Consider the following 19,431-nt stretch of genomic DNA (forward strand, 5'->3'; position numbering starts at 1 on the left):
CGTATTTAAGTTGGCAATACCGTTCGCGGTTGTCCCAGTTTTTAAGATTATCCAACGGGGTCTCGCCCTGGACCGCTGCTTGCTCGCCGTTTTCTTAATCATAACTGCGGACCACTTTTGTGGAGGAGAAACAGTCCTCAAGCGGATAGATCGTGCACCCGGTACGCGTGGGATACTCAGCATCAAACCCAACGTCATCCTGCATCGCATCAATGGCGTAGCTGAACACTAGCCCGTAATAGGCGCCTTGCATGTTGCCGTTGTAGTCGATCCATTCACGTTTCACTGTTGTTTCAAAGGTGAACATCAATCCTGCGGCATCTCGAGATCATAGAAACACTCTGCGGTCTCTCTGAACACCGCCGAATGCGCCTCAGCGGGCACCAGATCACGGTAAGCCTGTGCCAGAGAGACGTAATCACCATAGAGTTTGTCGACCGGGAAATTTGAGCCAAACATAACCCTCTCGGGCCCGAAATGTTCAAGGCAGGCCTCCACGATCGGTCGAATGCTATCGGTTGTCCAGGTGTGATCGAACATGCCCAGACCAGAGAGTTTGCATGAGACATGCGGCAAATCGGACAGAGCGCGCAATCTTTGAGCCCAGTCTTTCAGGCCCGCTGGGCTGCGGTCATGCGGTGATCCTGCATGGCACAGGGCGACCCGTGTGCCTGGGGCCTGCGCGAGAACTCGGGCAGTTTTTTCGATCAGTTCGGGAATGAGCTGCAGATCAAAGCTGAGGCTGCGCTGTCCGGCCTCCTGCAGCCCGTCCAGAAATCTCGAATCGTCCAGCAGAGAATTTGTGCCCGTCTGTGCGTCCTCTCCGGGTGCACGGCCAACAATCTGACGCACGCCACGCACAGTCGGAAGGGTCTGAAACGTGTCGAGCTGGGCGGGCAAGTCGGTCGAGGTCAGGTCACAAAACACAACCTGCGCCATTGGCCAGTCTGGATTGGCATCGGCGACGGTTTGGACCCACCGAGCTTCTTCCAGACCGTTTTCGGCCCCCACCTGGATATGGATCGAAGCATCAACTCCGCAGGGCGCGGCTTCGGACCGGAACTCGCTCAGCAGATAATCTCGCTGAATCGGCGTCGGGTCGCCAAAGAATCTTTCCACCCCGCGTGCCATCAGCCACGGGTAGCGTACAGCCTCAAGGTCCCAGAGGTGGTGATGCGCGTCGATCCAGCCGGTCATGTCCGCGGCGCTTTCGCCATGCGCCCCAGAATATCGACGCCTTGTTGCTTCCAGAAATGCAGCAGGTCGATGAAAATCCAGTTTTCGGCCAGCTTGTCACCCTCGCGTCGATAGATGTCGATCACGCGGAATTCACCCGCCTTGTCGGTGGCGGGCATGCCCATGAACCCGCCCGTGGGCCGCGCCGTGAAATTCGGCCAGCCGAAAAAGCCACCGTAATGACCTTCAGCCATGCGGCAAATGTGCTTGGTCTTTGAACGGTCCGTGAAGGTCGCGCGGAACGGGCCCGAGTGCTGCTTTGCATAGCGCTCGATCGTATAGGTCGCACCGATCCCGGCGGGCCCCCACCAAATCATGTCTTCGCACCATGTCTGGCGCAATTCGTCTTCAAGGTTCAGGCCACTGTTCCACTGGCCAAGATCGGAAATCATGGCATTAATCGTGCCGAGGGTTTTCTCACCTTCTGCGGCGGGCTGCGGGCTGAACATTAACCCGTCATGCGTTAGCGGTCCGGGTTGAACCAGATGGGCCGCGGTCTGGGGCGGGAAGGGCTGCAAACCGGCCTGCATCATGAAATGCGGAATGTCGAAAAACATAGCCGTATCCGTGATTTTTCCATTCTCAACTTTGTTGAATTCGCAATAGCGCAGAAACGCCATCTTGCCTGTTGGGGCGACGCCCAGCCATGCATTGTCGAACAGGCCCATCAGATGCCCCATCGAAACAACCCAGACCGAGGTGAACCCGTCTATCTCGTTTTTGCCAGCCATGAACACGTCCATCCGACGTTGCAGGTGTTGTAGGCTGTGCTTCAGGGGGCGCCAGAATTTCTGCGCCACATCTTCGGTGCCGTACAGTTCATCAAACGGATGGAACCCGCGCCACAGGTAGTTCTCAGCGCAAAATTTGGACATCGTTTCCGCAACATCCGATTCAGTGCTACCTAGCGCCTCATAGTATTCAAGAACGACTGTTTTTTCGGTTTCATAAGGCATTATTGAATTATTCCAGTGTGTTACCCGTTGAATTTGTTCAGTCGCCTGAGTGGTTTGACCTGCAATTGCATGCGCATGCAAAAAAAGCTTGCCAGATGTTTCTTTTGTTGTCTATGCTTTTTGCAAACGTATGCACAGCGACCCACAGGGAGGGACTCAATGGCCGAGATTCAACTTCGCAACGTTGGAAAGCGTTGGGGCTCGTTTGTGGGGGTGGACAACTTCGACCTGACGATTTCCGATAAAGAGTTTCTGGTCCTTCTTGGTCCATCGGGTTGTGGCAAAACGACGACCATGCGCATGATCGCCGGTCTGGAAGACGCCAGTGAAGGTGACATTCTGATCGACGGCACTCGCGTCAACGAAATGGAGCCCAAGGATCGTGACGTCGCGATGGTGTTTCAGTCCTACGCTCTGTATCCGAACATGAACGTTTATGAGAACATTCGGTTCCCGTTAAAGGTCCGTGGCATCGATCCCGCCACTCACGACGAAAAAGTACGCCGCGCATCAGCGATGGTGGAACTTGACGACTTTTTGCATCGCAAACCGGCAGAACTGTCGGGTGGTCAACGTCAGCGGGTGGCGCTGGCACGTGCGATTGTTCGCGAACCCAATGTGTTCCTGATGGATGAACCGCTGTCGAACCTCGATGCCAAGCTGCGCGTGTCCACCCGTGCGCAGATCAAGAACCTCAGCCATGAACTGGCAGTGACGACAATCTATGTGACCCATGACCAGATCGAGGCGATGACTCTGGCTGATCGTGTGGTTGTTATGAAACAGGGCGTTGTGCAGCAGGTTGGCAGCCCGACCGATATTTACGACACACCGGCCAACACCTTTGTGGCCAGTTTCATTGGTAACCCGGCGATGAACCTTATGGAAGGTGAAGTTCAAGGTGGCACCTTCACGGCCAAAACGGTTGAAATCTCCGGACTTAACGCTCCGGACGGCCCGCTTACGCTGGGCTTTCGGGCCGAAGATGCCAGCCTTGCTGCCGAAGGACAGGGACAGATCAATGCTCCTATCTACACGCAGGAATTGCTGGGCGACGCCACCATGATTTCGGTTCGCGTTGGCGGCGCTTTGATCTCGGTGAAAGCTGACAAGAATTTCCGGGCAGAGATCGACGACATGGTTTCAATCTCGGTTCCAGCTGAAATCTGCCATCTGTTTGATGGCAAGACCGGCACCCGGATCTAAACACGGCCCCGCTCAATGTTCGGGGACAAACCCCGGCGCTAAAATTTCATGCGTGAACGGGCCACGCGCTCAAAAACTCAGAAAAACAGGGAGACAGAAATGTTCCTGAGAAAAATCGCTACTGCAACCGCCTTTGTAGGCCTGATGGGCTCGGCAGCTTACGCCGCCAATTGCGGACCTGAAGGTCAGTCCATTCGAATCCTCGCCAGCGACTTCCCGGCAATTCACGCGGTCGCGGGAGCCGCCGAAACCAATTGTGGTGGGGCCGCGGCTGAATTCAACACCAACCACACCACTGAAGCGCGCTCGATCATGAACGCCGCTCTGACACCGAACCCGTCGGAATATACTTCGGTGATCCTGGCCAACTCGACGTTGACCCAACTGATGAACGACGGTTTAGTGCGGCCGCTGAACGATCTGGTCGAAAAATACAAGGACAGTATCCCGCCGAACCTGCTGATCACCATTGATGGCAACGTCATGGCCGTGGCCTTCATGGCCAACTCGCAGCACCTGTTCTCGCGCAAGGATATTCTGGAACAAGCTGGTTTCGAGGGCATCCCGGCCACCTATGAAGAGGTTCTGGAAGCCGCTGAGAAAATCCGGGCTGCTGGTATCATGGAACATCCGATTGCATTGAACCTTCAGACCGGATGGAACTTGGCTGAAGTGTTCAACATGATCTATCTCGGTCATGGTGGTGAGTTTTTTGTCCCCGGTTCGGCCGAGCCGTCGATCAACAACGAAAAAGGCGTAGCCGCACTGGAAGTCATGAAGGCGCTGGCGGAATACGCCCATCCCGACCACCTGACCCACGCGTCGAACGAAACGCAGGGCCTGTGGGAATCCGGTCAGGCGGCTCTGGCCGTTATGTGGGGGTCGCGTGGCGCGCCAATTCTGGATGATGAAGGGTCGACGGAAGAGGTGACCTCGAATACGGTTTTGTCTGCTGCGCCGACGGTTGGCGGTGGATCGATCCCATCTGCCACGCTGTGGTGGGACGGTATTACCATCGCATCCAACGTGTCGGACGAAGAGGCCGAGGCAACCTTTGCTGCGCTGATCAGCGCCCTGACTCCGGAAATGGTGGCTGCGAACAACGATGATGCCGTCTGGCTGCTTGAAGGGTTCCAGCCCGGACCGGCTGCTGCAGGTGTCGCAGAAACCGTTAAAGGTGGTGCCAAGCCCTATCCGATGATCCCACAAATTGGCCTGTTGCATGCGGCGCTTGGCGCGGAACTCGCAGATTTTCTGAAGGGTGACGAAAGCGCTGAACAGGCGTTGGCGGATGTCGAAGCCGCCTACCGGACGTCAGCCAAGGAAGCTGGCTTTCTGAAGTAACACTCCCCGACTTGAGGGGGCGCAATTTGCCCCCCCTCATCTTTTTCCGGACTAAAGACTGGGACGTACGCCATGAAGCACCGCACCTTTTTCTGGTTCATACTACCGACACTTTCCGCGATGATCCTGTTCATTGCGCTGCCGATCGTCTCGGTCTTTGTCCAGTCACTTTTCGTCGAACACGAGCAGGTTCTGCTGGTTTCCGAAAGCTGCGGCCCATTTGGATGCAGCCCGACCACCACGGTTGATACCGAGGCTACGGCCAAGCTGCAGGCAGAACAACCGCTGGGCCGGTTCAATGGTTTGGGCACATACATCAACCGTTCGCACCTGGCTTTTGCCGAGATCGGAGAAGCGTGGGCGAATTCTGACAGCTTGGGTGATTTTTGGGCTCAGGTGTATAACCTGCCGTTCTACAGCGCACTGACATTCACCATGGCCTATACCTTTATTGTCACGCCGTTGGTTCTGGCCCTTGGGTTGGCAATTGCCGTAGGTGTCAACAACCTGCCCCGTGCGCTCAAAGGGGTTGCGATCTTCATCTCGCTTCTACCGTTTCTCGTTACTCCGCTGGTCGGCTCGTTGATCCTGTTCTGGATGGTCGATAGCGACGGCGTTATTGGCGCCACTATTCAGCGCATATTCAATGACCCGTCACTTAGCCTGAAGGCCTCGACGGCGCTGACATGGACGATGCTGATGGTCTACGGCGTGTGGCATACCTTGCCGTTCAGTTTCATCACCTTCTACGCGGGTCTGCAAACTGTCCCCGATGATACGATGGAAGCGGCACAGATCGACGGTGCGACGAAGTGGCAGCGCTTGATCCACGTGATCGTACCGCACCTGATGCCGCTGGTCTCGTTTGTGACGCTCATGCTGATCATGGATAACTTCCGCGTTTTTGAGCCGATCGTCAGCTTCAAGGCCGAAGCCCATGCACAGTCACTCAGCTGGATCATCTACAATGACCTTCGCGAAAGCGGCAATCCGCTTTACGCGTCAGCAGGTGCGACTTCGCTGATTACCATCATTCTTGCGGTCATCCTGATGTCACCGGTGCTTGTTCGCACCTGGCGCGACTTCACCCGCAAATCTCACTGAGGACACGATATGGCGACCAAAGCACAATCCCGCATGACCCCGCTAAAGCTGTTCTCTTACGGTTTCGTGACCTTCTGGCTGATAATTGCCGCCTTCCCGTTCTTCTGGACTTTCTGGGGCAGCTTCAAGGTACAGGCTGACTTCTTGTCCAAAGCCGACTGGATGAACGCCCTGACCGGTGCCAACACGATTGAGCAAACCGGCGGCGCCTTTACCGGTGCCGGCTATCACGGAGCTTGGGTTCTGGAAGATTTCTGGTTCAACTTCAAGAACACCGGCATCGTGGTTTTCTTCACTGTGCTCATCTCGCTGACCTTCGGAACGCTCGGGGGTTATGCGTTGGCGCGGTCCGGTTTCCGCTATGCTTTCTGGATCCTGATGGCCGCACTTGTGTTTCGTGCGATGCCGCATATGACGTTGGTTTCGGGCTACCTGCTGTGGTTTTTTGAGTGGAATGTCTGGGGCATCCTGCCGACCACGATCATAGTGCTTGTGGCGATCAATCAGCCCTTTACCTTGTGGATGCTGCACTCGTTCTTCAAGAACATCCCCAAGGACATGGACGAAAGCGCCATGGTTGATGGCTGCACCCGGTTTCAGGCCTTCCGACATGTAATCGTACCGGTCATGTGGCCCGGCGTGATCACTACTGGTCTGTTCAGCTTCCTGCTGGCCTATAACGACTTTACAGTGGCCGTGATGCTCTTGAGCGAAGAGAATGAGACAATCATTCCCGCCATCAACAGCTTCATGGGCACCACTCAGGTTGAAGGCAAGGTCATGTACGCGGTTGCGGCCGTGGTTTCGGCCACCGCCCCGCTGTTTGTCCTGATCCTGTTCTTCCAGCGCCAGATCGTCAGTGGCCTGACCGCTGGAGCGGTAAAGGGCTGATGAGCGCTTCCGCAAGACATCACGCAGTTGCTCGCCACCCGGCGCTCAACCGGATGCCAAGGGATTTTCTGACGACCGACTAACCCTCGCCGTCCACACAGAAAACCCCTTGGTAACCATAAAAGGAAGAGAGATATGAAGGGCTCCCGCCCCGAACAGGCCGTGCTGACCCGCGACACGGACATGAGCAAAACCGACGAGACCCGCGCCGTGATCGAGGGGATGGTCGATGGTTTGAACGACCACCGTATCGACAATATTGGCGAATTCTTTTCAGAAGGGTTTCGCTGGATCGGCAACCAGGGCTGCGGCACCAAGACCGGACTGAAAGAATTTCAGAAAAACTGGCAGCGCCCATTCCAGGCTGCATTTTCCGACAAGACCTGCATCGACGAGGCCAGGCTTTATATGGGCGAATGGGCCGCGGCCTTTGGCCGTCAGGAAGCAACCCATTCAGGTGAGTTTCTGGGCATCGCCCCGACCGGCAAGCGGGTCGAGATCCGCTATATGGACTTCTGGAAAGTTGTCGATGGCAAGATCGTCGACAACTGGGTGAACGTCGATTTCGCCCACGTCGCCGCACAGCTTGGCGTTGATCTGTTCAATGGTGAAGGCTGGGAAACATTTGACCGGGGAGAGAAAACTCCACCCCGGCCCGACAATTGAGGATTAGGACAATGGCTATCGAATATCTGAAACGCGGCAAACCCGAAGCCGACCGGGCCGAAGACGACGCCAAAACCCGTGCCGTCGTTGAAGCTACGCTGAAAGACATCGAAACCTGCGGTGACGCGGCAGTGCGCGCACTGTCGGAAAAGTTCGACAATTACTCGCCAGAAAGCTTCCGTCTGAGCCAGCAACAGATCGACGCCCTGATCGCATCGCTGACCGAGCGAGAACTGGCCGACATTAAATTCGCACAGAAGCAGGTGATGAACTTTGCGCAAGCGCAGCGCGATTCTATGCTGGATATCGAAATTGAAACGCTGCCGGGCGTGATCCTGGGCCACAAGAACATTCCGGTGCAGTCTGTTGGCTGCTACGTGCCGGGTGGTAAGTTTCCGATGGTGGCTTCAGCGCATATGTCGGTTGCAACCGCCAAGGTGGCCGGTGTGCCGCGCATCATCGCCTGCACCCCACCGTTTCAGGGCAAACCAAACGCGGCCGTGATCGCGGCCATGCATCTGGGTGGCGCTCACGAGATCTACGTCATGGGTGGTATCCAAGCCATCGGTGCCATGGCAATCGGGACTGAGACCATCGACCCGGTTCACATGCTGGTTGGTCCCGGGAACGCCTTTGTGGCCGAAGCCAAGCGCCAGCTCTTTGGTCGGGTCGGCATCGATCTGTTTGCTGGTCCAACCGAAACAATGGTCATCGCAGATGAAACCGCAGCCGATGCCGAGCTATGCGCCACGGACCTACTGGGACAGGCCGAACACGGCTACAACAGCCCCTGCGTTCTGGTCACCAACTCGCGCAAACTTGCTGAAGAAACCATGAACGAGATTGATCGTATCCTCGGCATCCTGCCCACCGCCGGCACCGCCAAGGTCAGCTGGGAGGAGTATGGAGAGATCATCGTCTGCGATACCTATGACGAGATGCTGCAAGTGGCAGATGACATCGCGTCCGAGCATGTTCAGGTCATGACAGATCGCGACGATTGGTTCCTGGAAAATATGAGCTGTTACGGCGCGCTGTTCCTAGGCCCGCGTACAAACGTGGCTAACGGCGACAAGGTGATCGGTACCAACCACACCCTGCCAACCAAAAAAGCTGGCCGCTATACTGGTGGGCTCTGGGTCGGCAAGTTCATGAAAACACACAGCTATCAGAAGGTAGTCACTGATGAGGCCGCAGCGATGATCGGCGAATATGGCTCGCGCCTGTGTATGCTGGAAGGCTTTGTCGGCCATGCCGAGCAATGCAACATCCGCGTCCGGCGGTATGGGGGCATCAACGTGCCCTACGGGGAAGGCGCGGCTTATCGCGAGACCGCCGAGGCGTCCTCGTGACTGTCAGGCAACCGCCACAGAAATTGCGCCCGGGATTGCGCGAGCGTTACGGATTTTGAAAGAGAAACAGATAACACAATGCGAGATTTCGCAATGGATACACATTCTAACCACAAAGCCCTGATCGCGCCCTTGCGCGAGGCCATGTACAACTTTGACGAAACCGGCGTCCGCGCCGCGCTGCAGGCGGTGATTGCGCCTGATGCCGTCATTCACATGCCGCATCCATTCGGTGACCTGACCGGGCCGCTGGAACTCTACGATACCTGCTACGCACCACTTCTGAAATCCATGCCCGATTTGGAACGCCGGGATTGGATCGTGATGGGCGGGCCCACGGAACATGACGATGATTGGGTCGGCTGCGGCGGCCATTACGTTGGCACATTCGTCGCCCCCTGGTTGGACATCCCGCCGACGGGGCATCTGACCCATATGCGGTTCCACGAATTCTACCGCTTTGAAAATGGCAAGATTGTCGAGATTCAGACACTTTGGGACATTCCCGAAGTGATGATGCAGGCCAACGCCTGGCCGATGGCTCCGTCGCTAGGGTTTGAGTTCTGCATTCCCGGCCCGGCAACGCTGGACGGTATCGTGCCCGGACCGTGGGATGAGGCGAAATCTCAGGCCTCGTGCAATCATATCGTCGACATGCTGAACCATCTGAAAAAACACCCCAGTCAGGGTGGGCCCGCAGTGATGGAGATGGAGCGGTTCTGGCATCCGCGCATGAACTGGTACGGCCCTGCCGGGATAGGCACCGGGCGCGGCATCGCAGGATTCCGCAACTGGCATCAGATACCGTTCCTGAACGGGATGCCCGACCGCGGTAAATACGTTGAAGATATCACCTACCATTTCTTTGGTGATGGAGACTATGCAGCTGTGACTGGCTGGCCGGACATGATCCAGACCGTCACGCATGATGGCTGGATGGGGATTGCGCCTTCAGGCAAGCGGATCACCATGCGTAGCCTTGATTTCTGGCGGCTCGAAGATGGGTTGATCCGTGAAAACTGGGTCATGGTCGATCTGCTGGACGCCTACCGCCAACTGGGCGTAGATGTCTTTGCCCGCCTGCGCGAGTTCAACAAAGCACGTGTTCCGGGCACAATTCCGTTCCCGATCGGCGAGGTCTGATATGCCCCAGTTCCCCAGCACCCCAAGCTTTGACCTGAGCGGCAAGCACGCGCTCGTTGCTGGAGCTTCGTCCGGCATCGGCATGGCCTGCGCTGTGGCGCTGGCGGAACATGGTGCTGAGGTCACTTTGGCGGCGCGCCGCACTGGCGCGCTGCAAGAAATCGCACAAGGTATGTCCGCACAAGGGTGGTCTGCCAATGTCCTGGAACTGGATGTTTCAGATGTGGGGGCAACCACTGAGGCCGTGGCGCAGAACGGGCCGTTCGATATTCTGCTGAACTCGGCGGGGCTTGCCCGTCACAGTAAGGCAGTGGACACGCAGCCAGATGATTTCGATGCAGTGATGGGTGTTAATGTCAAAGGCGCCTATTTCCTGACCCAGGCCGTTGCCAAGGGCCTGCTTGACGCTGGTCGCCCCGGTTCGCTGATCAATATCTCTAGCCAGATGGGCCACGTCGGTGGTCGTGAGCGCGCGCTTTATTGCGCGTCGAAATTCGCGGTTGAAGGGTTCTCCAAGGTGATGGCGCTGGAATTCGGCCCTGCGAAGATCCGGGTCAACACGATCTGCCCCACCTTCATCCTAACCGATCTGACAAAGTCAACTTTTGAGGACCCGGACAAACGAGCCTGGATTCTGGACAAAATAAAACTGGGTCGCCCAGGAGAGATTGAAGACATCATGGGGGCCGTCGTCTATCTGGCCTCGGATGCATCGGCATTGGTGACGGGCACCGCGCTGATGATTGATGGAGGTTGGACCGCGGATTAATGGCGACACAAAAAGTTACATCCTTGGAAGTCGCCCGCCTCGCAGGGGTCAGCCAATCTGCAGTCAGTCGGGTTTTTACCCCTGGCGCATCGGCATCCAAGAAAACCGTAGAAAAAGTGCGCAAGGCTGCCAAAGAATTGGGATATCGCCCGAACGTTTTGGCCCGTGCTGTAGTGTCCGGGAAAAGCCGGATCATCGGCCTCGTCGTTGCTTATCTGAACAACCAGTTCTACCCTGAAGCGCTGGAAAAGCTGACGAACGCCCTGCAGGAGCGGGGATACCACGTACTGATATTCATGGCGTCGCAACAGGCTGGTAACATTGACAGTGTGGTCGAGGAAATACTCGACTTTCAGGTCGACGGAATCATCGCGGCCTCTGTGGCTTTGTCGTCGGACCTGTCCGATCGCTGCCGAACCGCTGGTGTGCCGATGGTGCTGTTTAACCGGGCACAAGACGACATTGCAATGTCGTCGGTCACATCCGACAACGTCGCCGGAGGACGAAAGGCCGCCGAATTCCTGTTAGCTGGCGGGCATAAAAAGATCGGTTTTATTGCCGGATGGGAGGGCGCCTCGACCCAGCGCGATCGCGAAGCTGGATTTGTAGCGGCCTTACAGAAGTCAGGTGTCACCTTGCACGCCCGCGAGATTGGGAATTTCGTCGCAGAAGAAGCGCGGCAAGCGACACTAAACATGTTCGAAGCCGATCCGCCTGATGCGGTGTTTGTCGCCAACGATCACATGGCCATTTCCGTGATGGATACGCTGCGGTTCGAATTGGGATTGAGTGTCCCGGGCGACGTTTCAGTTATCGGGTACGATGATGTTACTGTCGCCTCATGGCCGGCCTACAACCTGACCACAATTCGACAGCCCGCCAATCGCATGGTCGCGGAAACGGTGGATATTCTGCTCAGCAAGATCGAGGATTCCGACGCTCGCCCACGCAAGGTTGAGATTGACGGACCGCTTATTGTTCGCGGCTCGGCCCGCATACCTGAAGGATGGAAGACATGAAGGGATTTGATCCCAAATTCAAAGATTTTCCCGATTACATCATTGGGATCACCAAAGAGATTTGGGAGGATCGCGGCATTGCCACTTTGCACCACTATTATGCGCCGGATATCGTGGTACGTTCGCCCGGTTCAGTTGTTGTTGGCAATCAGGGGGTTATCGCCGCCACGATGGCGACCCTTGCCGAGTTTCCGGATCGTACATTGCTTGGCGAGGATGTGATCTGGTCGGGCACTCCCGAAAAAGGCATGCTCTCGTCGCACCGCCTGCTGTCCACGGCTACGCATTTGGGCGATGGCGTTTATGGCAAAGCGACCGGCAAAAAGCTGGTTTATCGCATCCTGGCTGACTGCCACGCAATCAATAACCAGATCAACGACGAATGGCTGATCCGCGACCAGAGTGCGATTGTCCAGCAGATGGGCTGGGATCCCAAGGAATATACCCGTGACTTGATCGCGCGAGAGGGCGGGTCTGACGGCTGCGTGCAACCCTACACGCCTGCAAACGACAAGCCTGGCCCTTACAAGGGTCGTGGCAATGACAATGAATGGGGCCAGAAATACGCCGACATCCTGAACCGGATCATGAATGCCGATATGTGTGTGATCGAGGCTGAATATGACCGCGCTGTTCTGTCGGAGTATCCCGGCGGCACCACAGGCCATAGCTGGGGGCCGGTGGATCGGTTCTGGATGGGCCTGCGCGCTTCTTTCCCAAATGCAGAATTCAAGATCCGCCACCAGATTGGCCGCGACGATCCGATGATGCCACCTCGCGCCGCGATCCGCTGGACGCTGCACGGCAAACACGACGGCTGGGGTGTCTTCGGTGTGCCGACCGGGGCCGAGGTTTTTGTGCTGGGCATCAGCCAGGCCGAGTTCGGACCCTGGGGATTGCGCAAGGAATACACTCTGTTTGACGAAACCTCGATCTGGAAACAGATTCTGCTGAAAACCGGCGATCTCTAGAATGTTGCACCGTATCTCAAATCTGGATGCTGGGCAGGCGTTGCGGCGGTACCACGCCCATCGCGCCAGTCTGCGTGCCCGGCGGCTGAATAATCGCCCGCCGGGAGGTTTGGTTTGATCCGATCAAAGCCAAATCAAAAGGAGAAATGATATGAGTATCATCCAAAGCCGCATCGTCCGTTATGGCGAGCTGAAGCCTTGCAAAACCGCGTTCATTGACGCCCATACGCCGGGCTCTGACCAGAAAGAGAACTTTACCATCATTGGTGGCGGCGTAAGCGAAAGCCCCGACCAACACGTCCACATCACCGACAAGATCGGGTTCAACATCGGCGCGGCGGGACAACCGCCGAGATGCCGCAATTCGCTGCACAGCCACACCACCGCCGAGGTTTTCTTTGTTGCCAAGGGCCGCTGGCGGTTCTTCTGGGGTCGTTACGGTACCGCAGGTGAGTTCATCGCCGAGGAAGGTGACATCTTCAACATCCCAACCGGCATTTTCCGCGGGTTCGAGAACGTGGGCCAGGACTACGGTATGATCATGTCGATGCTGGGCGGCGACGACGCAGGTGGCGGCGTCACATGGGCACCGCAAGTCATTCAGGACGCACAGGCCCATGGCTTGGTGCTGGGTAATAATGGTGTCCTGTACGACAGCAAGAAGGGCGAGGAATTGCCGCACAATGTGCAGCCCATGCCGCTGCTGACCGAGGAAGAGCTGACGGCGTACCCCGAGGTTCCCGTTGACGCGGTGATCGGCAAATATGTAGCCCGCTACTGGGATTTGATGGCGCTTGCTGCGGACAAACCCGCAGTTGTGATCGGTGAAAATGGCCTGATCAAGGACAAGCCCGGTTTCGCGGTTGATTTCCTGACACGCGGCTCGGCCGTGACGCAGCAGGTAAAGGTGGACAAACCCGTGGTTCTGATGCCGGCCAGCGGCCATTGGCGCATCAAGATCAACGAGGTCGAGGTTACCCTGTCCAACGGCGATACCGCGCTGGTTCTGCCCGGTGAAAGCTACAGCACCGAACCGTCGATGACCGGCGAAGCGGGTCAGTACCGCATCACCGCGACCGACGATCCGGCAGGTGCGACCTGGACAGGTGCATGACACCAAAATTGCGTGTCCCGATTTCATTCGGGGTGCGCTCAGCGCATGATCAAGATATGAATGGAGATGAATACATGACCCGCATTTTAACCACCCATGTGGGAAGCCTGCCGCGCAGTCAGGAGGTTGTTGACTTCATCTTCGCGCGCGAGCGGGAGGAACCGTTCGATCAAGCCGCATTCGATGCCTGCATGACCGCTGCCGTGTCCGAGACCGTGCGCAAACAGGCCGAGGCCGGGGTTGATATCGTCTCGGACGGTGAGACGTCAAAAATCTCTTATGCCACTTATGTGAAGGATCGCTATACCGGCTTTGCTGGCGACAGCCCGCGCAATGCGCCGGCGGATCTCAAAATGTTTCCGGGCTTTCTGCAGCGTTTGGCGGATGACGGCGGTACGCCGCAATATGCGCGGCCCATGTGCGTGGGTGAGGTACGCTCGAAAGGGACGGGTGAGCTTCAAAAGGACATAGACAATCTCAAGGCCGCGATGGCCGAACATGGGGTCGAACGCGGATTTATGAACGCCGCCAGCCCCGGTGTGATTTCCCTGTTTCTGCAAAATGACTTCTATCCGACGCGCGAGGCCTATCTGGCCGCGCTCGCCGATGCGATGAAGGACGAGTACGAAACCATCGTTGGTGCGGGGCTGGATTTACAGCTGGATTGCCCGGATCTCGCGCTGTCACGCCATATGCTGTTCACTGATCTTTCCGACGATGAGTTCGTGAAAATTGCCGATATGCATGTTGAAGCGTTGAATCACGCACTTCAAAATGTCCCTTCTGACAAAGTGCGTATCCATATTTGCTGGGGCAATTACGAGGGCCCGCATTGCTGTGACATCGGCATGGACAAGGTATTTTCGACATTGATGTCCACCAAATCTCGTTATGTTCTGTTCGAAACTTCAAACCCTCGACACGCGCATGAGTGGACGGTATTCCGTGACCGCGTGGGTGAAATCCCGGATGACAAGATTCTGGTACCCGGCGTGGTCGACACAACGACCAACTTTGTCGAACACCCGGAACTGATCGCGCAGCGTGTTGAGCGGTTTGCGAAAATCGTAGGCACCGAACGTGTGATTGCCGGATCGGATTGCGGCTTCGGCACCTTTGCGGGCTTTGGCGCGGTCGACCCGGATATCGCTTATGCCAAGCTTGGCGCGCTTGCCGAAGGGGCTGCCTTGGTCAAATGACGCCGCTTATCCTCCTGCCCGGAATGATGTGCGATGCGCGGTTGTTCACCCCGCAAATTGACGCTCTGTCGGGCAAATACCCGATCCTGTCCGCACCCATCGGCGGACATGACTCGATGCAGTCTCTGGCCGCCGAGGTTCTGGCTTACGCGCCCCAACGCTTTGCGCTCGCGGGGCTGTCAATGGGCGGTATCGTGGCGATGGAAATCCTGCGGCAGGCCCCGACCCGAGTGGCTGGTCTGGCATTGATGGACACCAATCCTCTGGCAGAGTTGGACGAGGTCAAGGCCAGGCGCGGCCCTCAGATCGATGCCGTCGAACGGGGAAACCTGCGCAAAGTGATGGCCGAAGAGATGAAGCCGAATTACTTGACGGATGGCCCGCGCCGCGCCGCCATTCTGGATATGTGCATGGATATGGCCATGGATCTTGGCCCTGATGTTTTCATCAATCAATCCAAAGCTCTGCGTGATCGCCCTGATCAAAGTAATACGCTGCGCGACTACACCGGCTCAGCAATCGTTCTCTGCGGCCGCGACGATACCCTGTGTCCCGTCTCAAGGCATCAATTGATGCACGAGTTGATGCCCCACAGCCGGTTAGAGATCATCAAAAACGCCGGCCATCTGCCGACTCTGGAACAACCACAACAAACAACGGCGGCTATGACCCGCTGGCTGGAGATGATATGAACCAATCCCTGCTGGACTTGCTGAAAAAGGTCGATACTCCGACTGTTTGCAACGCCATCGAAGTGGCTCAGGGCAGGCGCGGTTTTAATGATTTCACCCGGGGCACAATGTTGTGCTCTGATCCCGATGCGGGCGCGATGGTGGGATATGCCCGCACCGCGAAGATTGCCGCCGTGAACCCACCGACCGACGCATCTGACGTGATCCGCGCGCGTCGCATGGATTACTATCGGCATATGGCTTCAGGCAGCGGCCCATCTGTGACCGTGGTGGAAGATACGGATTACCCCGACTGCGTTGGCGCATATTGGGGTGAGATCAACACCACGGTCCACAAGGGCTTTGGCGTCAGTGGCGCGCTGACCAATGGCGTGATGCGGGATCTTAGCGACCTGCCGGACGAGTTTCCTGTCGTTGCCGGGTCTGTTGGGCCAAGCCACGGATTCGTACACGTGAAAGAAATTGGAACACCGGTGACAATCTTCGGCCTGTTGATCAGGGATGGAGACCTTGTGCATGCCGACCGGCATGGCGCTCTGGTGATCCCGTCCGAAGTGTTGGACAGGCTAGAACAGGCGATCATCAAGCTGCTTGCTACTGAAAAACTGGTTCTGGATCCGGCGCGCGCGCCGGGTTTCGATTTCGACGCCTTTGAAAAAGCGTGGACGGCGTTCGAAGCCTCGAGAACTTAGAAGCAAGAGGCTGCGTAACGGGTACAGGAGACCGGTCGAGACGAAACATTCTGGAGGCGGTTTTGCATAGTTGCATGGGTGACGCGAGTTGTGTCTCGACGTAGACATTGAATGCGGTCCGATTAATTGGGTCATCAAGCACCAAAAGTGCTCTGAGTTCATTAACGCGCAAGCTTTCGATAAAGACCTGCGCCCGCCAGGGACCGAAGGGCGCATCCGCTTCCTAGAAAATGCCGCACGCGGATCGTCCCAATAGACGGGTCATCTTGGTTGTGTTAGCGGGTTCGTCGATGAAGACCTAGCCGAGCTTTGTCGCAATCTTTGGAGAACAATGTCCAGATTGAGCGATCGCGGCGGATCTAGGCGGCCAGTACCGCGAACTAGCGATACGAGCAGAGTCCGGGCGTGATTTGGTGTTTGCGTATCATTTGAGTGCCATGTTCTCGCGCATGATAACAGTTATGACTTCTTGTCCCAGCCGCTTAGTTTCTTCGGCGGCTTGCTTGTGGATCGACTGATCGGGAGCATAGACAGCGATGCACAGATGATGGTCGCCAAATACAACGCGCCCGGCTTCCTGATCATCCGCCGCCTCCAACAGCTGCTCGTGCAGGGACATCCAGCGTCGTCCGCAGTGCGCACTTGCCGGCGATGTGTTGCTGGTCTGACGTCAGCGAACTCGTTGAGCCTGTGGCTCGGTAAAAGACCTATCATTCGGAATGCAGCAATAATCATCAGCGTGGTGCGGATATATGGGCTGGCGAGAGAAGTGGAGGGAAAATTGCGCCATGGTTCAACTTCTTGCAGTTACCCCAAAGCGCAAAGCATGGAACAAAGGGCGGATTATCGGTCAGAAATGACCGCTGCTGTCAAAACAGGTTAGGGCGATCCGCTCGCGGCTTGAACTGAAAAAAATTTCGCCGTGAGCAGAGGTCAGTTGCATTTGCAAAGTCCCTAAGAGTTGGTCATCCTTGTTGCTATGGATTTTCTGAGCGTCAGTCACAGCAGTTTTCTTGTCGCGATGTCGTGTATGGTTGCGCTTGTTGCAGGGTTTACAGGGCTGTCGCTGACTAGGGATTTGTCCAACAAACCGATCTTTCAAAGGAAGGTATCTATCGCTCTTGCCTCGGTCGCTTTGGGCGGTGGGATATGGGCGATGCATTTTGTGGCCATGCTTGGGCTGAAGTTGCCGATCCTGTTCTATTATGACGCGGCCATTACACTTGTGTCCGCTCTTTGTGCGATTTTGATTGTCGGTGCTGCGTTGATCCTGCTGCACTTCGCCAAACGCACGCCACTTATTATCGCATCTGCGGGCGCAATTGTTGGTGTAGGCATTCTGGTCATGCACTACATTGGCATGGCGGGGCTCGAGTTGTGTCGCGCCGTCTATACGCCCTTTGGCGTTGTCATTTCATCGGTCGTCGCCATTTGTTTATGCATGTTGGCTTTTTGGATTGCCTACGGGCAGCGGACCAATCGCAATATCTTGCTTGGCACCGTTTGTTTTGCGATGGCCGTCTGCTCGGTTCATTTTTTGGCGATGGCGGGGACTAACTTTGTGGCCGAACCCAGCACCGCTGACTTTGGGCCGTCAATGAGCAATGAGACGCTTGCGCTTGGTGTTATCTTTTTCAGTTTCGTGATTTTCGGTGCCTGTCTGTGGGTGAGCGTGACCTACCTAATTCCGCAAACCCCTTTCGCGGAGCATTCAGCCGAACAAGACGCGCCGCCACAACGCGGCACCGGATTGCAGATCCCGTGTGAACGCGACGGCAGCAAGGTTTTTGTCAGGTCTGAGGATGTTTCATTCGTCAGGGCTGACGGGCATTACACTCAAGTCTACACCAACACTGAACGCCTGTTTTGTGCATGGCCTGTGACTGAGGCGGTTAAACGCCTGTTGCCCATCGGGTATTTGCAAACGCATCGCAGTTATCTCGTAAACCCCATCCATGTATCCCGGTTCGAGCGGACCAAAGACAAAGGGCGCTGCATCTTTGCCGAAAGTGAATTGCCCCCGGCACCTGTCAGCCGTTCTAAATTGAAAGTGATTCAGGATGCGCTTGCTTCGCAAGTCAGCGCAGTTCGTGCGACCTAGCGCGCAGTTCGTGCAAAATGTCTGTATTTCATTGATTTTCTAATGCTGCGGCATACGGGTGTATGCAGTCTTCATTCCAAGCAAGAGCATTCGCTTTCAGGGAGGAGACAGCCGATGATTCCAGCGACATTCGAGTATTATCGCCCCAAGGACATGGCAGGTGTCCTATCAATCTTGTCAAAACACGGAGACGATGCGCGCGTTATGGCTGGGGGTCATAGCCTTATCCCCATGATGAAGCTCCGCATGGCGGACGTGCCGCATCTGATTGATCTGCAAGACGTCGGCGGAATGTCTGGCATCGAGATTGGCGCAGACAGCATTCGCATTGGTGCCATGACCACGCAGTCTGACATCATTGATCATGTAGGGCTGGCAGACGCAGCGCCGATCCTGCGCGAAGCTGCGTTACAGATTGCCGATCCGCAGGTTCGCTATATGGGTACTGTTGGCGGAAATGTCGCCAATGGTGATCCAGGCAATGATATGCCGGGTCTGATGCAATGCCTGGATGCGACCTTCACGGTTGTCGGCCTGGAAGGGGAGCGCGATATCGCGGCCCGCGACTTCTATGAGGCCGCCTATATGACAGCCCGAGAGGATGAGGAAGTCCTGACAGCCGTCACGATCCCGCTGCCTACCGGTGGCTACGCCTATGAAAAGCAAAAGCGTAAGATCGGTGACTATGCTACCGCCGCTGCTGCCGTTCAGATCGTCAAAGAGGGTGGGTCTTGTGTGTCTGCATCCGTCGCGATGACCAACCTCAGCGACATCCCGGTCTATTCTGAGGCAACAGGTGCTGCGTTGGTCGGGACATCTGTAGATGATGCCGCGCTCAAGGCGGCAATGGCGGCGATGTTGGGCGATATTGATCCAACTGAGGACAATCGCGGCCCCGTCGCATTCAAAAACCACGTGGCTGGCGTCATCCTGCGTCGCGCGATCGAACGCGCCTGGTCGCGGGCGTAGGAGAACA

General features: G+C 56.4%; 19 protein-coding genes and 2 pseudogenes. 16 read left to right on the plus strand and 5 right to left on the minus strand.

Translation table 11 applies throughout. From position 1 onward, the window contains the following. Positions 1–94: 94 nt before the first annotated feature. Genes Q1B46_RS18280 through Q1B46_RS18290 form a run of 3 tightly spaced genes read right to left on the minus strand, consistent with a single transcriptional unit; the run spans position 95 to position 2,192 of the window. Entirely contained in the window at positions 95–307 is a 213-nt protein-coding gene (locus tag Q1B46_RS18280; RefSeq protein WP_299950259.1) for a hypothetical protein, read from the minus strand. Next, entirely contained in the window at positions 307–1,197 is an 891-nt protein-coding gene (locus Q1B46_RS18285; RefSeq protein ID WP_299950261.1) for an amidohydrolase family protein, read from the minus strand. The genes Q1B46_RS18280 and Q1B46_RS18285 overlap by 1 nt, the downstream gene beginning before the upstream one ends. After that, a complete protein-coding gene (locus Q1B46_RS18290) occupies positions 1,194–2,192 on the minus strand; it encodes an ester cyclase (RefSeq protein ID WP_299950263.1) in 999 nt (332 codons plus the stop codon). The genes Q1B46_RS18285 and Q1B46_RS18290 overlap by 4 nt, the downstream gene beginning before the upstream one ends. Before the next feature lie 159 nt (positions 2,193–2,351). Between Q1B46_RS18290 and Q1B46_RS18295 the strand changes: the two genes are divergently transcribed. The 14 genes from Q1B46_RS18295 (at position 2,352) to Q1B46_RS18360 (ending at position 16,354) form a co-directional block, all read left to right on the plus strand. Next, on the plus strand, positions 2,352–3,398 hold the full coding sequence (locus tag Q1B46_RS18295) for an ABC transporter ATP-binding protein (protein WP_299950265.1): 1,047 nt from the start codon (positions 2,352–2,354) through the stop codon (positions 3,396–3,398). A gap of 99 nt (positions 3,399–3,497) precedes the next feature. Then, positions 3,498–4,742: an extracellular solute-binding protein gene (locus Q1B46_RS18300; RefSeq protein WP_299950267.1), complete on the plus strand. Its 1,245-nt coding sequence runs from the start codon at positions 3,498–3,500 to the stop codon at positions 4,740–4,742. 72 nt (positions 4,743–4,814) lie between these two features. Next, positions 4,815–5,846 carry a sugar ABC transporter permease gene (locus tag Q1B46_RS18305; RefSeq protein ID WP_299950269.1) on the plus strand — a complete coding sequence of 344 codons (1,032 nt, stop codon included), beginning with the start codon at positions 4,815–4,817 and terminating at the stop codon, positions 5,844–5,846. A gap of 9 nt (positions 5,847–5,855) precedes the next feature. Continuing rightward, positions 5,856–6,737 (plus strand): carbohydrate ABC transporter permease, encoded by an 882-nt coding sequence (locus Q1B46_RS18310; protein WP_299950271.1) that lies wholly within the window; start codon positions 5,856–5,858, stop codon positions 6,735–6,737. A 135-nt stretch (positions 6,738–6,872) separates the two neighbouring features. After that, positions 6,873–7,403, plus strand: coding sequence for an ester cyclase (locus Q1B46_RS18315; RefSeq protein ID WP_299950273.1), 531 nt, complete (start codon positions 6,873–6,875; stop codon positions 7,401–7,403). Between the two features lie 11 nt (positions 7,404–7,414). Next, the gene (gene hisD, locus Q1B46_RS18320; RefSeq protein WP_299950275.1) at positions 7,415–8,755 is read left to right on the plus strand and encodes a histidinol dehydrogenase; all 1,341 of its coding nucleotides are present in this window, start codon (positions 7,415–7,417) and stop codon (positions 8,753–8,755) included. Positions 8,756–8,848: 93 nt separating this feature from the next. Next, on the plus strand, positions 8,849–9,898 hold the full coding sequence (locus Q1B46_RS18325; RefSeq protein ID WP_299950277.1) for an ester cyclase: 1,050 nt from the start codon (positions 8,849–8,851) through the stop codon (positions 9,896–9,898). A 1-nt stretch (position 9,899) separates the two neighbouring features. Further along, positions 9,900–10,667: an SDR family oxidoreductase gene (locus Q1B46_RS18330; RefSeq protein ID WP_299950279.1), complete on the plus strand. Its 768-nt coding sequence runs from the start codon at positions 9,900–9,902 to the stop codon at positions 10,665–10,667. Further along, on the plus strand, positions 10,667–11,686 hold the full coding sequence (locus Q1B46_RS18335) for a LacI family DNA-binding transcriptional regulator (RefSeq protein WP_299950281.1): 1,020 nt from the start codon (positions 10,667–10,669) through the stop codon (positions 11,684–11,686). The genes Q1B46_RS18330 and Q1B46_RS18335 overlap by 1 nt, the downstream gene beginning before the upstream one ends. Continuing rightward, complete coding sequence (locus Q1B46_RS18340) at positions 11,683–12,657, plus strand: ester cyclase (RefSeq protein WP_299950283.1); 975 nt, start codon at positions 11,683–11,685, stop codon at positions 12,655–12,657. Before Q1B46_RS18335 ends, Q1B46_RS18340 begins: the two co-directional genes overlap by 4 nt. 151 nt (positions 12,658–12,808) lie before the next feature. After that, complete coding sequence (locus Q1B46_RS18345; protein ID WP_299950285.1) at positions 12,809–13,771, plus strand: cupin; 963 nt, start codon at positions 12,809–12,811, stop codon at positions 13,769–13,771. 74 nt (positions 13,772–13,845) lie between these two features. Beyond that, on the plus strand, positions 13,846–14,970 hold the full coding sequence (locus Q1B46_RS18350; protein ID WP_299950287.1) for a cobalamin-independent methionine synthase II family protein: 1,125 nt from the start codon (positions 13,846–13,848) through the stop codon (positions 14,968–14,970). Next, positions 14,967–15,662, plus strand: coding sequence for an alpha/beta fold hydrolase (locus Q1B46_RS18355; RefSeq protein WP_299950289.1), 696 nt, complete (start codon positions 14,967–14,969; stop codon positions 15,660–15,662). Before Q1B46_RS18350 ends, Q1B46_RS18355 begins: the two co-directional genes overlap by 4 nt. Continuing rightward, positions 15,659–16,354: an RraA family protein gene (locus Q1B46_RS18360; RefSeq protein WP_299950291.1), complete on the plus strand. Its 696-nt coding sequence runs from the start codon at positions 15,659–15,661 to the stop codon at positions 16,352–16,354. Before Q1B46_RS18355 ends, Q1B46_RS18360 begins: the two co-directional genes overlap by 4 nt. Before the next feature lie 82 nt (positions 16,355–16,436). On the opposite strand, the pseudogene Q1B46_RS18365 reads toward Q1B46_RS18360, so the two are convergent. Both Q1B46_RS18365 and Q1B46_RS18370 read right to left on the minus strand, forming a co-directional pair. Next, a pseudogene (locus Q1B46_RS18365) lies at positions 16,437–16,652 on the minus strand (IS630 family transposase); the annotation flags it as partial. A gap of 129 nt (positions 16,653–16,781) precedes the next feature. Beyond that, positions 16,782–16,973, minus strand: a pseudogene (locus tag Q1B46_RS18370) (type IV secretion system protein VirB4); the annotation flags it as partial. A 360-nt stretch (positions 16,974–17,333) separates the two neighbouring features. Between Q1B46_RS18370 and Q1B46_RS18375 the strand changes: the two are divergent. Continuing rightward, a complete protein-coding gene (locus Q1B46_RS18375; protein WP_299950293.1) occupies positions 17,334–18,455 on the plus strand; it encodes an MHYT domain-containing protein in 1,122 nt (373 codons plus the stop codon). Between the two features lie 114 nt (positions 18,456–18,569). Continuing rightward, a complete protein-coding gene (locus Q1B46_RS18380; RefSeq protein WP_299950296.1) occupies positions 18,570–19,424 on the plus strand; it encodes a xanthine dehydrogenase family protein subunit M in 855 nt (284 codons plus the stop codon). The last annotated feature ends 7 nt before the right edge of the window (positions 19,425–19,431 follow it).

Source organism: uncultured Ruegeria sp. (assembly GCF_947500045.1).
Classification (GTDB): Bacteria; Pseudomonadota; Alphaproteobacteria; order Rhodobacterales; family Rhodobacteraceae; genus Ruegeria.

Excerpts from the sequence above, each read along its gene's own strand:
- Q1B46_RS18280 (WP_299950259.1), bottom strand. The coding sequence starts at position 307 with ATGTTCACCTTTGAAACAACAGTGAAACGTGAATGGATCGACTACAAC.
- Q1B46_RS18285 (WP_299950261.1), bottom strand. The coding sequence starts at position 1,197 with ATGACCGGCTGGATCGACGCGCATCACCACCTCTGGGACCTTGAGGCT.
- Q1B46_RS18290 (WP_299950263.1), bottom strand. The coding sequence starts at position 2,192 with ATGCCTTATGAAACCGAAAAAACAGTCGTTCTTGAATACTATGAGGCG.
- Q1B46_RS18295 (WP_299950265.1), top strand. The coding sequence starts at position 2,352 with ATGGCCGAGATTCAACTTCGCAACGTTGGAAAGCGTTGGGGCTCGTTT.
- Q1B46_RS18300 (WP_299950267.1), top strand. The coding sequence starts at position 3,498 with ATGTTCCTGAGAAAAATCGCTACTGCAACCGCCTTTGTAGGCCTGATG.
- Q1B46_RS18305 (WP_299950269.1), top strand. The coding sequence starts at position 4,815 with ATGAAGCACCGCACCTTTTTCTGGTTCATACTACCGACACTTTCCGCG.
- Q1B46_RS18310 (WP_299950271.1), top strand. The coding sequence starts at position 5,856 with ATGGCGACCAAAGCACAATCCCGCATGACCCCGCTAAAGCTGTTCTCT.
- Q1B46_RS18315 (WP_299950273.1), top strand. The coding sequence starts at position 6,873 with ATGAAGGGCTCCCGCCCCGAACAGGCCGTGCTGACCCGCGACACGGAC.
- hisD (WP_299950275.1), top strand. The coding sequence starts at position 7,415 with ATGGCTATCGAATATCTGAAACGCGGCAAACCCGAAGCCGACCGGGCC.
- Q1B46_RS18325 (WP_299950277.1), top strand. The coding sequence starts at position 8,849 with ATGGATACACATTCTAACCACAAAGCCCTGATCGCGCCCTTGCGCGAG.
- Q1B46_RS18330 (WP_299950279.1), top strand. The coding sequence starts at position 9,900 with ATGCCCCAGTTCCCCAGCACCCCAAGCTTTGACCTGAGCGGCAAGCAC.
- Q1B46_RS18335 (WP_299950281.1), top strand. The coding sequence starts at position 10,667 with ATGGCGACACAAAAAGTTACATCCTTGGAAGTCGCCCGCCTCGCAGGG.
- Q1B46_RS18340 (WP_299950283.1), top strand. The coding sequence starts at position 11,683 with ATGAAGGGATTTGATCCCAAATTCAAAGATTTTCCCGATTACATCATT.
- Q1B46_RS18345 (WP_299950285.1), top strand. The coding sequence starts at position 12,809 with ATGAGTATCATCCAAAGCCGCATCGTCCGTTATGGCGAGCTGAAGCCT.
- Q1B46_RS18350 (WP_299950287.1), top strand. The coding sequence starts at position 13,846 with ATGACCCGCATTTTAACCACCCATGTGGGAAGCCTGCCGCGCAGTCAG.
- Q1B46_RS18355 (WP_299950289.1), top strand. The coding sequence starts at position 14,967 with ATGACGCCGCTTATCCTCCTGCCCGGAATGATGTGCGATGCGCGGTTG.
- Q1B46_RS18360 (WP_299950291.1), top strand. The coding sequence starts at position 15,659 with ATGAACCAATCCCTGCTGGACTTGCTGAAAAAGGTCGATACTCCGACT.
- Q1B46_RS18375 (WP_299950293.1), top strand. The coding sequence starts at position 17,334 with ATGGATTTTCTGAGCGTCAGTCACAGCAGTTTTCTTGTCGCGATGTCG.
- Q1B46_RS18380 (WP_299950296.1), top strand. The coding sequence starts at position 18,570 with ATGATTCCAGCGACATTCGAGTATTATCGCCCCAAGGACATGGCAGGT.